Raw genomic sequence first — 12,954 nt, 5'->3', positions numbered from 1 at the left:
CGCCTTCACCGAGGAGCGACGACGATGAAAAAAGATGGAGACAAGGGCGAGGGCCTTCAGAGCTTTCCGCAAGGCCCTCGGACATACGCCCCACCGGGGCTCTCGCGCATCGCGTTCATGCGCGGTGCGCTGCGCGGCGTGATCACGTTGATCGCCGTCATCGCGGCGGTGGCTTCCATACCGTACTGGGACGACATGCAGTTCCCGGTCACCAGCCTCGTGATCTACGTCGCGGGCATGGTGTTCGTCGCGATGCCGCTGTGCCTCTACTACGAGTCGCTGCTCATGGCGCAGCAGGCAGCAGCGTCGCCCGATGGCCGCGAATCGCTGATGCCACGATAGGCATCAGCAGCGGTGTCTTGCCGGCGTCGAAATCGCGTATCAGCTGGATGCGCATGCTCGGCGCCCAGAACGACTTCAGGTGCCCGGCAATCGCCTTCGTGGCGGCGCCGGCGTCGCTCGGCGATTGCGCCTGGAAGAAGGTGCCGATCTGATTGGCCATCTTGACCAGCTGTGCCGAATGATCGTGCTCCATGGGGCCTTCGAGAAAATGAGTTGTTTGTTGATGAAGCGTCAGCGCACGCGCTGCGGGTCCGCCGTGCGCAGCCGCTGCGGATGGCTGTAGACGCCCAGGTCCTGCTGCCGCACGAAGCCCACCAGCGTGAGGCCCGCGCGCTGCGCCGTGGCCACCGCGAACGAAGTCGGCGCAGACACCGCGGCGAGCAGCGGCGCGCCGGCCATCGCGGCCTTCTGCACCATCTCGAAACTCGCGCGGCTGGTCACGGCGATGAAGCCGATGGAGGCATCGACGTCATTGGCCGCGAGCGCGCCGACCAGCTTGTCGAGCGCGTTGTGGCGGCCCACGTCCTCGCGCAGCCACATCACTTCGCCTTCGGCCGAGCACCAGGCGGCCGCGTGCACGGCGCCGGTGGCTTCCTGCAAAGTCTGCTGCGATGGCAACTGCGACATCGCGCGGCCGATGGCCTCGCGGTCGAACTGCGCGGTGCCATCGCTGCGCAGCACCGGCAGTTCGCGCGAAACCTGCGTCAGGCTCTCGGTGCCGCACAGGCCGCAACCGGTGCGCCCGGCCATCGAACGGCGGCGCAGCTTGAGCCGCGCAAAGGCGGCGCTCGACACCTGCAGATGCACCGTGACGCCAAGCGCCGACGGCTCGGCTTCCACCGAGTAAAGCTCGTGCGCCGCATCGAGGATGCCTTCGCTGAGCGAAAAGCCGAGCGCGAAGTCTTCCAGGTCGAGCGGCGTCGCGAGCATCACCGCGTGCGAGATGCCGTTGTATTCGAGCGCCACGGGCACTTCCTCAGCCACCCAGTCCTGCACGTCGAACGGCCTCCCGCCGCGGACGCCGCGCACGGGCAGCAGCTGCGCGCCTTCGCAGAACTGGACGGCGTCGGTGACCAGGTTCATGCGGCAAACATCCTCACTTCGCCGGCACCGTCTCGCCGCCCTGCTGCGCCGATGCGGCCGCGAGCAAATCTTGCTGAGTCTGGTTGAAGCGGCTGTACTCCTGCTGCCAGGCGGAAGGCTGCATCACCGGCATCACCTGCACCGCCGTGACCTTGTACTCGGGGCAATTGGTGGCCCAGTCGGAGTTGTCGGTGGTGATGACGTTGGCGCCCGACTCCGGGAAGTGGAAGGTGGTGTAGACCACGCCCGGCTGCATGCGCTCGGACACCGTGGCGCGCAGCACCGTCTCGCCCGCGCGGCTCTGGATACCGACCCAGTCGCCGTCGCTCACGCCGCGCTCCTCGGCATCGTGCGGATGGATCTCCAGCCGGTCTTCGCTGTGCCACTGGTTGTTGTCGGTGCGGCGCGTCTGCGCGCCCACGTTGTACTGCGAGAGGATGCGCCCGGTGGTCAGCAGCAGCGGGAACTTGCGCGTGACCTTCTCGTCGGTCGCCACATACTGCGTGACGATGAACTTGCCCTTGCCGCGCACGAAGTGGTCGATGTGCATCGTGGGCGTGCCGTCGGGCGCCTCGTCGTTGCAGGGCCACTGGATGCTGCCGAGCTCGTCGATGCGCTTGTAGCTCACGCCGTGGAAGGTGGGCGTGAGCGCGGCGATCTCGTCCATGATTTCTTCCGGGCTCTTGTAGTCCATCGGATAGCCGAGGGCCTGCGCGAGCTTCACGGTCACTTCCCAGTCGGCATAGCCGGCCTTGGGCGGCATCACCTTGCGAACGCGCGAGATGCGGCGCTCGGCGTTGGTGAAGGTGCCATCCTTCTCCAGGAACGACGAGCCTGGCAGGAACACGTGCGCGTACTTGGCTGTTTCGTTGAGGAACATGTCCTGCACCACCACGCACTCCATGCCCATCATCGCGGCCGCCACGTGCTGCGTGTTCGGGTCGGACTGCACGATGTCCTCGCCTTCGCAGTACAGGCCCTTGAAACTGCCACCGATGGCGGCGTCGAACATGTTGGGAATGCGCAGGCCCGGCTCGGGGTTGATCTGCACGCCCCAGGCGGCCTCGAACGAGGCGCGCGTGGTGCTGTCAGACACATGGCGGTAGCCCGGCAGCTCATGCGGGAACGAGCCCATGTCGCAGGCACCCTGCACGTTGTTCTGGCCGCGCAGCGGATTCACGCCCACGCCTTCGCGCCCGACGTTGCCGGTGACCATCGCGAGGTTGGCGATGCCCATCACCGTGGTCGAACCCTGGCTGTGCTCGGTCACGCCCAGGCCGTAGTAGATGGCGCCATTGCCCGCCGTGGCGAACAGGCGCGCGGCGGCGCGCAGTTCGGCCGCTGGCACGCCGGTAGCGTTCTCGGTGGCTTCAGGCGACTGCTCCGGCTGCTCGACGTACGACTTCCATTCCTTGAACGAAGCCGTGTCGCAGCGCTCTGCAACGAAGTCATCGGCCATCAGCCCTTCAGTGACGATGACGTGCGCCAGCGCCGTCACCACGGCCACGTTGGTGCCGGGCTTGAGCTGCAGGTGGTGCGAAGCCTTGACGTGCGGCGACTTCACGATGTCGATGCGGCGCGGGTCGACCACGATCAGCTTCGCGCCCTGGCGCAGCCGCTTCTTCATGCGCGAGGCGAACACCGGGTGCCCGTCGGTCGGGTTGGCGCCGATCACCATGATGACGTCGGCCTTGTCGACCGACGCAAAGGTCTGCGTGCCAGCCGATTCGCCCAGCGTCTGCTTCAGGCCGTAGCCCGTGGGCGAGTGGCACACACGTGCGCAGGTATCGACGTTGTTGTTGCCGAAGGCAGCGCGCACCAGCTTCTGGACCAGGTAGGTTTCCTCGTTGGTGCAGCGCGACGAGGTGATGCCGCCGATCGAGTCCTTGCCGTACTTGGCCTGCAGGCGCTTGAACTCGCCCGCGGCGTAGTTGAGCGCGGTGTCCCAGCTCACCTCTTGCCACGGGTCGGTGATGTTCTTGCGGATCATCGGCTTGAGCATGCGGTCCTGGTGCGTCGCATAGCCCCAGGCGAAGCGGCCCTTGACGCAGGAGTGGCCTTCGTTGGCCTTGCCGTCTTTCCACGGCACCATGCGCACGACCTCGTTGCCTTTCATCTCGGCCTTGAAGGCGCAGCCCACGCCGCAGTAGGCGCAGGTGGTGATCACGCTGTGCTCGGGCTGGCCGAGCCAGATCACCGACTTTTCCTGCAGGGTGGCGGTGGGGCAGGCTTCGACGCAGGCGCCGCAGCTCACGCATTCCGAATCCATGAAGGCCTCGTCCTGGCCCGGCGACACACGCGACTCGAAGCCGCGACCGCTGATCGTCAGCGCGAAGGTGCCCTGCGTTTCCTCGCAGGCGCGCACGCAGCGGTTGCAGACGATGCACTTCGAGGGGTCGTAGCTGAAGTACGGGTTCGACTCGTCCTTCTCGCTCTTCAGGTGGTTGGCGCCGTCGAAGCCGTAGCGCACGTTGCGCAGGCCGGTGACGCCCGCCATGTCCTGCAGCTCGCAGTTGCCGTTGGCCGAGCAGGTGAGGCAGTCCAGCGGATGGTCGGAGATGTAGAGCTCCATCACGCCCTTGCGCAGGTCCTGCAGCTTGGGCGTCTGGGTGCGCACCTTCATGCCGGCTTCGGCCGGCGTGGTGCAAGAAGCCGGAAAGCCCTTGCGCCCCTCGATCTCGACCAGGCACAACCGGCAGGAGCCGAAGGGCTCCAGGCTGTCGGTGGCGCAGAGCTTGGGCACCTGGATGCCCGCATCCACCGCCGCGCGCATCAGCGAAGTGCCCGCGGGCACCGTGACTTCGTTGCCGTCGATCTCCAGCGTTACCTCGCGCGTGGATTCGCGCTTGGGGGTGCCGTAATCGGTTTCCTTGAGATGGTCCAACATGTCTTGCCTTGCTGCTTTCTGTGTTCGGTCCGCGGGCTCAGGCGGCCTTGCGGTCCGGCACGGTGATGCCGAAGTCCTGCGGGAAGTGGTCGAGTGCCGAGAGCACCGGGAACGGCGTCATGCCGCCCATGGCGCACAGCGAGCCGTGAACCATCGTGTTGCACAGGTCGCGCAGCAAAATCACCTGCTGCGGACGGTTCTGGTTGCTGCGGATCTTGTCGATGACCTCGACGCCGCGCGTCGATCCGATGCGGCAGGGCGTGCACTTGCCGCACGATTCGAGCGCGCAGAACTCCATCGCATAGCGCGCGAGCTTCGACAGGTCGGCCGTGTCGTCGTGCACCACGATGCCGCCGTGGCCCACCGTGCCGCCGACGGCCGCGTAGGCCTCGTAGTCGAGCGGCAGGTCCCATTGCGATTCGGGCAGGTATGCACCCAGCGGGCCGCCAACCTGCACCGCCTTGATCGGCCGGCCCGAGGCCGAGCCGCCGCCGTAGTCGTACAGCAGCTCGCGCAGCGTGACGCCGAAGGCCTTCTCGACCAGGCCGCCGTACTTGATGTTGCCGGCCAGCTGCATCGGCAGCGTGCCGCGCGAACGGCCGACGCCGTAGTCACGGTAGAAGGCCGCGCCGCGCGCCAGGATCAGCGGCACGCTGGCCAGCGTGATGACGTTGTTGATCAGCGTGGGCTGGCCGAACAGGCCCTCGATGGCCGGCAGCGGCGGCTTGGCGCGCACGATGCCGCGCTTGCCTTCGAGGCTCTCGAGCAGCGCCGTTTCTTCGCCGCACACATACGAGCCCGCGCCCTTGCGCACCGCGAGCGAGAAGCGCTTGCCCGAACGCAGGATGTTGTCGCCGAGGAAGCCCGCTGCTTCGGCAATGCGAATGGCTTCGTTCAGCGTCGCTATCGCGTGCGGGTATTCAGAGCGCACGTAGATGTAGCCCTGCGTCGCGCCAGTGGCGAGGCCGGCGATGGTCATGCCCTCGATCAGCATGAAGGGGTCGCCCTCCATCGTCATGCGGTCGGAGTAGGTGCCCGAGTCGCCCTCGTCGGCATTGCAGACGATGTACTTCTGCGCCGCAGCCGTGCCCAGCACCGTCTTCCACTTGATGCCGGCCGGAAAGGCCGCGCCGCCGCGACCGCGCAGGCCCGAGTCGAGCACCTGCTGCACGATCTCTTCGGGCGCGAGGGCCAGCGCGCGGCGCAGGCCTGCGAAGCCTTCATAGGCCTGGTAGTCGGTCAGCGACACCGGGTCGGTGATGCCCATGCGCGCGAAGGTCAGGCGCTCCTGCTTCTTCAGGTAGGGAATGTCTTCGGTCAGGCCGAGTGCGAGCGGGTGCTTGCCGCCGGTGAGAAAGCCGGCATCGAACAGGCCGGCCACGTCGTCGGGCGTCACCGGTCCGTAGGCGATGCGGCCACTCGGCGTGTTCACCTCGACCAGCGGTTCGAGCCAGAACATGCCGCGCGAACCGTTGCGCACGAGCTCGAGCATGAGGCCGCGCGCGGCGGCTTCCTTCGCGATGCATCGGGCCACACGGTCGGCGCCGGCTGCGAGTGCGGCCGAGTCGCGCGGCACATAGACGGTGATGGTGCTCATGCGCGGCCTCCACCGGTCTGCGCGACCAATGCATCGAAGCTCTTGGCGGTCATGCGCGCATGCGGCTGGTCGTCCAGCGTCATCGCGGGCGACGAGGCGCACAGGCCGAGGCAGAACGCAGGCTCCAGTGTGAAGGCGCCATCTTTCGAGGTGCCGTGCGCGTTGCACCCCAGGCGCAGTTCCGCGTGGGCGAGCAAGGCGTCAGCGCCCATCGCCTGGCAGGCCTCGGCGCGGCAGATCTGGATCACGTGGCGGCCCGCCGGCTCGGCACGGAAGTGGTGGTAGTAGGTGACGACGCCATGGACCTCTGCACGCGAGAGGTTCAGCGCATCGGCAATCACCGGCACCGTGTGCGCGGGGACGTAGCCCAGCGCGTCCTGCACGTCGTGCAGGATCGGCAGCAGCGCGCCGGGTTCGTCCGCATGCTGCAGCAGGCTGCGATGCACGGCGGCGAGTTCGTCTTCCTTGTCGGTAGGGCCGGAGGCCGGATGCGGTACCTCGTGCCCCTGCTGCGCTTGTTGTAGTTTCATGATCCCGTCCGATCTGGTCCGTTGCCGGCGCCGCTGCTGCATTGCTGTCTGCTTGCAAGCGGAGCTGTTTTCATCGTGGTTCTGTCACGGGACCAACGTCATGAAATTCGACGTGAATCCCGCGGCCATCCGCTTGAGGATCAATGTCGATGAATCGGGCGCCGGGGGCCTTGACGCAAGTCAATTTCCGCCGAAACAAGCACGGTGCCAATGCGCACAAACCCTGCGGGCGCGCAGGGTTTCAGGAGGGTGCGGAAAGGCCCTAGTGAGCGGAGGGACCGCCGCCGCCGCGCGCCCTGCGCAGCAGCGCTTCGGCCTCGGCGTCGTCGACCTCGCCCGTGACCTTCGCGGGCCTGCCCGCGATGCGCGAACGATCGGGAAAGACCTTGCCCTCGGTCAGCAGCGAGCCGGACTCGACGATGCACGCACGGCCGACCACCGAGCCGTTGAGCGCAATGGTGTGCTCGCCGACCACGGCGCCGTCGCCAACGGTGCAGCCGTGGAGCATCACGTGCGGCTCCACCGTCACGTCGTCGCCGATGGTCAGCGGATAGCCCGGGTCTGCATGCAGCATCACGCCCGCCTGCACATGGCTGCCGCGGCCGATGGTGATGGGCTCGTTGTCACCGCGCAGCACCGCATTCGCGCCGACGCGGCTGCCGGCTGCGAGCACGACCTGTCCGATCACGCTGGCGCTCTCGGCCACGCGGGCGCTGGCGTCGATGACCGGTTCATGCGCGTCAAGTCGGTAGATGGTCACTGCGGGCTCCTGTGCATCGGCGAAAAGCCCTGCCATCTTCATGGCAGGGCTGCGTGGGCGGAAGAAAGCCGGATGGTACCGGCTGACGGAAAGCCGATGGTCTGTTTATTCGGCGACGCGGCTCGCCTCGATGTGCTTGCGGCGCATCGGCCGCAACACGAACCACGCCATCAGTGCCGCGAGCGCATTGACCGCGCTGGCCACAATGAAGACCGCCTGCCAGCTGCCTGTTGCGGCCGCGAGCACGCTCGACAGCGGCACCAGCAGCGAGGCCGTGCCCTTCGCGGTGTAGAGCATGCCGGCGTTCGACGCCGCGTACTTTGAGCCGAAGGTGTCGGCACAGGTCGACGGGAACAGGCTGTAGATCTCGCCCCAGGCGAAGAACACGATGCCGGTCAAGATCACGAAGAGGATCGGGTTCTGGCCGTAGTGATAGAGCATCAGGATGCCGACCGACTCCATCGCGAAGGCGATGAACATGGTCTGCTCGCGGCCGATCTTGTCGGACACCCACCCGAAGAAGGGCCGCGTCAAGCCGTTGAGCACGCGGTCGATGGCGAGCGCGAAGGTCAGCGCGGGCAGCACCAGGCCCATGATGTTGACCGGCACGTCCATGATCTTGAAGTCTTTGGCGATAGGCGCGAGCTGTGCCGTAGCCATCAGGCCGCCGGCGGCCACCATCACGAACATCGCGTACATCACCCAGAACACGGGCGAGCGCAGCACCTCGGACGGCGCGTAGTCGCGGCCCGCCTGCTGCACGTTGCGGCTGTTCGATGCCTTGGAGTGGCTCGGTGCGCGGGTCAGCATCCATGCGAGCAGGAACACGATGAGTCCCTGCCCGATCCCAAAATACAGAAACGCCGATTCATAGCCGCTCGACTTGATCATCGCGGAGATCGGAATGATCGTGAGGGCCGAGCCGGCGCCAAAGCCCGCTGCGGTCATGCCCGCGGCAAGCCCCCGGCGATCGGGGAACCACTTGAGCGCATTGCCCACGCAGGTGCCGTAGACAGCACCGGCGCCGATACCGCCAACGGCCGCCGCGATGTACAGCAGCGGCAGCGAGTCGGCCACCGAGTTGAGCACCCAACCCAGGCCGCACAACACGCCACCCACCAGCACCACCGGACGCGGGCCGAAGCGGTCGACCAGGTAGCCTTCGATGGGCACGAGCCATGTCTCGGTGAGCACGAAGATGGTGAACGCGACCTGGATCGCGGCGCGGCTCCAGCCGTGCTTGTCTGCGATCGGATTGACGAAGAGCGTCCATCCGTACTGCAGGTTGGCGATCATCGCCATGCAGACGATGCCGATCAGCAACTGACCCCATCGGAACGCCTCGGACCGCGTCGCGGTGGCGCCATAGGTTTCGGACGGGGGGTACATCGCGGGGTTGGAACCCGCGGTCGTGGAGGTGGGCCGAGTCATGGAGTTGTCCTTGGTGTTTTGGTTTAAATCCGACAGGCTTCGAATACGGAGCAATCAGTCGAGCGATCGGTGCGCATCGAAAGGCGACGAGGTTTCCTTGGCATCGCTACACGGCATTGGGATCACCAGTTTTCTGCGCGTGAATGACTGTCGGACTGAGCGACTCAAAAACTCTTGACCTCAGTCAAGTTCACACGAATCGCGCCCTCGTGGGACCCCCGTGATATCCCTAGCACGAGGCCCCGTTGCGCGCGCACTTTGCGCGTGTCGATGCCGTTCGAAACACGCAGCGATGCGTGCACGCATCGCGCTGCATGCGATGTGCATCGCGCGATGCGGCGGCATTGCGACGGCATTGCGACGGCGTGGTGCGATGAAGAAAAAATCGCGGAAGTCTTCGCGCGAACTTTCGATGGCCCGTGCGATGGCCTTCATGAATTTGCGATGCGCGTTGCGCGCTCGCTCATGTGCTCCGGAAGCGCTCCTGCAGACGGGTTGCAGGCCTACGCAAGAACCTGTCTGTCTCCGAAAAAATTGACCTAGGTCAAGAAACGCGAAAATGGCGTTTGCTCTCGTCTAGGGTAAACCCTAAAATTCAGGGTAATCCCTTCAGTCTTTTAGATTCAATCTTCTTGGAGCCCTCAATGAGCCACACCACCCTGAATTCCAACGCCCTCCGCACCCCGGCCTCGTCGTCGACCGCCAACGACGCAATGCGCGAACTGTTCGCCGCAATGCCCATCGTGATCTTCTACAAGGCCGCACGCGCCGCGCTGATGCAACGCCGCAGGGCGGCCGTGCAGCGTTGAGCCGCCGCACCAGACCCCTCCTCCACAAAGAGCGCGCGCGAGTTACTCGCCGCGCTCTTTTTCTTTGTGGTTCCCGAACGGCACGATCTGCGAGATCAGCGACGGCCCGTCGCTCAGCAGAAAGTCCTTGAAGGCCTGCGCCACCGGCGGCAGGCGCTTGCTTCGGCGGTGCACCACGTACCAGTTGAGCATCAGCGGAAAGCCTTCGACGTCAAGCACGCAGAGGCTGCCAGCGCGCATCTCCTGGCTCACCGTGTGGGCCGACACAAAGCTCACGCCCATGCCCGCGATCACCGCCTGCTTGATGGTTTCGGTGCTGCGGATTTCCATCGCGATGTTGATGCCGCTCAGGTCGCCGCCAAAGCCGTCTTCCATCGAATGCCAGGTGTCCGAGGCTTTCTCGCGCACCACGAAGGGCTCGCGCATCAGCCGTGCCATCGGAATCTTCTTCACGCCCACCAGCGGATGCTTCGGCGCCGCGACGATCACGTAGGGGTGCGGCGCGAACGGCTGGTTGACGGTGTCCAGATCGGTCGGCGGCCGCACCATGATCGCAAGGTCCGTGAGGTTCTCTGCAATGTGGGTCAGCAGCCCCGCGCGGTTGTGCACCGTGAAGTTCAGCGTCACGCCCTGGTGGCGGCTCGCGAACTCGACCAGCAGGCGCGGAAAGAAATAATCACCCGCGCTGATCACGCCCACGTTGAGCTTGCCGCCCGAGACACCCTTGAACTGCATCATCGCGTTCTCGGCCGCCTCGAACTGCTGGATGATCGCGCGGCTGATCTGCAGCAGCTCGGTGCCCGCGGGCGTGAGGTAGATCTTCTTGCCGAACTGTTCGAACAGCGCATTGCCCGCGTGTTCCTCGAGCTTGCGCACCTGCGTGGAGACTGCGGGCTGCGTAAGGTGAAGCTCCTCGGCCGCGCGAGAAAAACTCAGCAGCCGCGCCACTGCCTCGAAGACTTTCAACTGGCGCAGGGTCGCATGCTTCATCGGAAAAGAGGGTGGCTGCAGTCGAGCGGCATCGTACAGCGCATCACCTGCGCTGGCGCCGCGCGCTCAGTCCGCTTCAGTCCGGTATCCGCGCGACGTGCAACAGGTTCGTCGTGCCCGATTGCCCGAAGGGCAGGCCCGCGACCACCACCACGTCGTCGCCCGCCTTCGCGAAGCCTTCGGCGCGTGCCGTGCGGCAGGCGCACTCGATCATCTCGGCCACGTCGTGCACGTCATCGACGAGCACCGCATGCACGCCCCACACCATCGCCATGCGACGCGCCGCGACGACGTCGGGCGTGAGGCTCAAGATGGGCACGGCCGGGCGCTCGCGCGCCGCGCGCAGGCTGGTGAAGCCCGAGGAGGTATACGTCACGGTGGCGGCCGGCGCGAGCAGCGCGGCCACCTGGCGCAGCGAGGCGCAGACCGCGTCTGCCGTGGTCGACAGCGCCGCATCGTGCGTGGCGTCGATGCCCGCGCGGTACGAAGGATCGGCTTCCACGCGCACGATGATGCGGTCCATCATCGCGACCGCTTCGAGCGGGTACTTGCCTGAAGCCGATTCGGCCGAGAGCATCACCGCATCGACGCCGTCGTAGATGGCGGTCGCAACGTCTGACACTTCGGCACGCGTGGGCACCGGCGAAGCGATCATCGATTCGAGCATCTGCGTCGCCACCACCACCGGCTTGCCGCCCTTGCGGCAGGCGCGCACGATCAAACGCTGCAGCTCTGGCACCTGCTCGGGCGGCAGCTCCACGCCAAGGTCGCCGCGCGCCACCATCAGGCCGTCGCACAGCGCGACGATCGCATCCAGGTGCTCGATGGCGGCGGGCTTCTCCAGCTTGGCCATGATCCAGGCGCGCGTGCCGATGATGGCGCGCGCCTCCTCGATGTCCTCGGGCCGCTGCACGAAGGAGAGCGCAACCCAGTCGACGCCCATCGACAGGCCGAAGTCGAGGTCGTCGCGGTCTTTCGGCGTCAGCGGCGATATCGGCAGCAGCACGCTCGGCACGTTGACGCCCTTGCGGTCAGAGATCGGCCCGCCGACCAACACCGTGGTCTCGGCGAAGTCGGCGCCGTGGCTGTCCACGCGCAGCCGCAGCTTGCCGTCGTCGAGCAGCAGCTCGGTGCCGTCCTGCAGCGCGGCAAAGATTTCCGGATGCGGCAGCGGCGCGCGGCGTGCACTGCCGCTGGTCTTGTCCATGTCGAGCCGGAAGCGCGCGCCCGCATCGAGCTGCGCGCGGCCGCCTTCGAAAGTGCCCAGCCGCAGCTTCGGTCCCTGCAGGTCGAGCAGGATGCCGATGGGTCGGTTGAATTCCTTCTCCAGGCGGCGGATGGTCTCCAGCCGCCGCGCGTGGTCGTGCTGCGTGCCGTGGCTGAAGTTGAGCCTGAACACGTCCACGCCACGCTCGAACAGCGCGCGGATGGCCGGCTCGTCGGTGGTGGCCGGGCCGAGCGTGGCGACGATCTTTGCGCTGCGTGTGCGTCTCATGCTGTCGTCATTTCATGGAGTTTGACGCGGCCGCGCTGGTCTTCCATGGTGCGCGCGAGCAGCTTGACCAGGCTGTAGACGGTGTCGATGTGCGGCGTCGGGGTTTCGGTGAGCCGGGCCAGTTCGACCACCGCGCCCACCAGTGCGTCGATCTCCGGTGCGCGCCCCGCTTCCACGTCTTGCAGCATCGATGTCTTGTGCTTGCCGACCTTCTCTGCGCCCGCAATGCGCTTTTCGAGCGTCACGCGGAATTCGATGCCGAGCTTGTGCGCAACAGCCTGGGCCTCGCGCATCATCGCGGCGGCGAGCTCGCGCGAAGGCGGGTACTGGCAGATGTCGACGAGCGTCGAATGCGAAAGGCTGCTGATCGGGTTGAAGGTCAGGTTGCCCCACAGCTTGAGCCAGATCTCCGAGCGGATGTTGTCGAGCACGGGCGCCTTGAAGCCGGCGCCGGTGAAGCAGGCAGAGACACGGTTGACGCGCTCGCTCGTAGAGCCGTCAAGCTCGCCGACCGGGAAGCGGTCGCCTTCGATGTGCTTGACCACACCGGGCGCGATCAGCTCCGACGCCGGGTACACCACGCAGCCGATCACGCGCTGCGCGGGGATCTTCGAGGCCACCAGCCCTGATGGGTCGACGCTGCGCACCGGCGTGCCCGCGAGCGCGCCGCCGTGCTGGTGGAAGTACCAGTACGGAATGCCGTTCTGCATGGTCACAACCACCGTGTCGGGCCCGAACAGCTTGGGCACGTCGTTGGCCACCGCCTCGACCTGGTGTGCCTTCATCGCGAGGACGACGATGTCCTGCGGGCCGGCTTCGTCATAGCGGTCGGTGGCCTTGACGTTGCGCGCAACCTGTTCCTCGCCTTCGGCCGAGATCAGCTTGATGCCGTTCTTGCCTATGGCATCGAGGTTGGCGCCGCGCACGATGAACGTCACGTCCTCGCCGGCCAGCGCGAGCTTCGCGCCGACCAGTCCGCCGATGGCGCCCGCGCCGATGATTGCAATCTTCATGTCGATCCCCAAGAGTT

12 protein-coding genes are annotated in these 12,954 nt (G+C 66.3%); 2 read left to right on the top strand and 10 right to left on the bottom strand.

Annotated elements, in window-relative coordinates:
• Window positions 1-24: 24 nt before the first annotated feature.
• On the top strand, window positions 25-342 hold the full coding sequence (locus tag ACSFBF_RS09215) for a hypothetical protein (RefSeq protein ID WP_435466191.1): 318 nt from the start codon (window positions 25-27) through the stop codon (window positions 340-342).
• Here ACSFBF_RS09215 and ACSFBF_RS09210 read toward each other — a convergent pair.
• The 7 genes from ACSFBF_RS09210 to oxlT all read right to left on the bottom strand — a co-directional run bounded on the left by ACSFBF_RS09210 (window position 284) and on the right by oxlT (window position 8,588).
• Entirely contained in the window at window positions 284-535 is a 252-nt protein-coding gene (locus tag ACSFBF_RS09210) for a formate dehydrogenase subunit delta (protein ID WP_435466189.1), read from the bottom strand. The two genes, ACSFBF_RS09215 and ACSFBF_RS09210, sit on opposite strands and share 59 nt — an antisense overlap.
• Window positions 536-573: 38 nt before the next feature.
• On the bottom strand, window positions 574-1,425 hold the full coding sequence (gene fdhD, locus ACSFBF_RS09205; protein WP_435466187.1) for a formate dehydrogenase accessory sulfurtransferase FdhD: 852 nt from the start codon (window positions 1,423-1,425) through the stop codon (window positions 574-576).
• A gap of 13 nt (window positions 1,426-1,438) precedes the next feature.
• A complete protein-coding gene (gene fdhF, locus ACSFBF_RS09200; RefSeq protein WP_435466185.1) occupies window positions 1,439-4,312 on the bottom strand; it encodes a formate dehydrogenase subunit alpha in 2,874 nt (957 codons plus the stop codon).
• Window positions 4,313-4,349: 37 nt separating this feature from the next.
• Window positions 4,350-5,909 (bottom strand): formate dehydrogenase beta subunit, encoded by a 1,560-nt coding sequence (locus tag ACSFBF_RS09195; protein ID WP_435466183.1) that lies wholly within the window; start codon window positions 5,907-5,909, stop codon window positions 4,350-4,352.
• Window positions 5,906-6,439 carry a formate dehydrogenase subunit gamma gene (locus tag ACSFBF_RS09190; RefSeq protein WP_435466181.1) on the bottom strand — a complete coding sequence of 178 codons (534 nt, stop codon included), beginning with the start codon at window positions 6,437-6,439 and terminating at the stop codon, window positions 5,906-5,908. Before ACSFBF_RS09190 ends, ACSFBF_RS09195 begins: the two co-directional genes overlap by 4 nt.
• A 262-nt stretch (window positions 6,440-6,701) precedes the next feature.
• Window positions 6,702-7,199, bottom strand: a complete 498-nt coding sequence (locus ACSFBF_RS09185) for a gamma carbonic anhydrase family protein (RefSeq protein WP_435466179.1) — start codon at window positions 7,197-7,199, stop codon at window positions 6,702-6,704.
• Window positions 7,200-7,304: 105 nt separating this feature from the next.
• Window positions 7,305-8,588, bottom strand: coding sequence for an oxalate/formate MFS antiporter (oxlT, locus tag ACSFBF_RS09180; RefSeq protein WP_435467388.1), 1,284 nt, complete (start codon window positions 8,586-8,588; stop codon window positions 7,305-7,307).
• Between the two features lie 686 nt (window positions 8,589-9,274).
• Between oxlT and ACSFBF_RS09175 the strand changes: the two genes are divergently transcribed.
• A complete protein-coding gene (locus ACSFBF_RS09175; protein ID WP_435466177.1) occupies window positions 9,275-9,439 on the top strand; it encodes a hypothetical protein in 165 nt (54 codons plus the stop codon).
• A 42-nt stretch (window positions 9,440-9,481) separates the two neighbouring features.
• Here the strand turns inward: ACSFBF_RS09175 and ACSFBF_RS09170 are convergent, their stop codons facing one another.
• The 3 genes from ACSFBF_RS09170 to ACSFBF_RS09160 all read right to left on the bottom strand — a co-directional run bounded on the left by ACSFBF_RS09170 (window position 9,482) and on the right by ACSFBF_RS09160 (window position 12,937).
• The gene (locus ACSFBF_RS09170) at window positions 9,482-10,429 is read right to left on the bottom strand and encodes a LysR family transcriptional regulator (RefSeq protein ID WP_435466175.1); all 948 of its coding nucleotides are present in this window, start codon (window positions 10,427-10,429) and stop codon (window positions 9,482-9,484) included.
• Window positions 10,430-10,505: 76 nt separating this feature from the next.
• Complete coding sequence (gene pyk, locus ACSFBF_RS09165) at window positions 10,506-11,924, bottom strand: pyruvate kinase (RefSeq protein WP_435466173.1); 1,419 nt, start codon at window positions 11,922-11,924, stop codon at window positions 10,506-10,508.
• Entirely contained in the window at window positions 11,921-12,937 is a 1,017-nt protein-coding gene (locus tag ACSFBF_RS09160) for a 2-dehydropantoate 2-reductase (protein WP_435466171.1), read from the bottom strand. The genes pyk and ACSFBF_RS09160 overlap by 4 nt, the downstream gene beginning before the upstream one ends.
• Window positions 12,938-12,954 lie beyond the last annotated feature (17 nt).

The organism is Variovorax nivicola (assembly GCF_051216475.1).
Classification (GTDB): domain Bacteria; phylum Pseudomonadota; class Gammaproteobacteria; order Burkholderiales; family Burkholderiaceae_C; genus Variovorax.
This window is presented reverse-complemented; position numbering and strand designations above follow the sequence as displayed.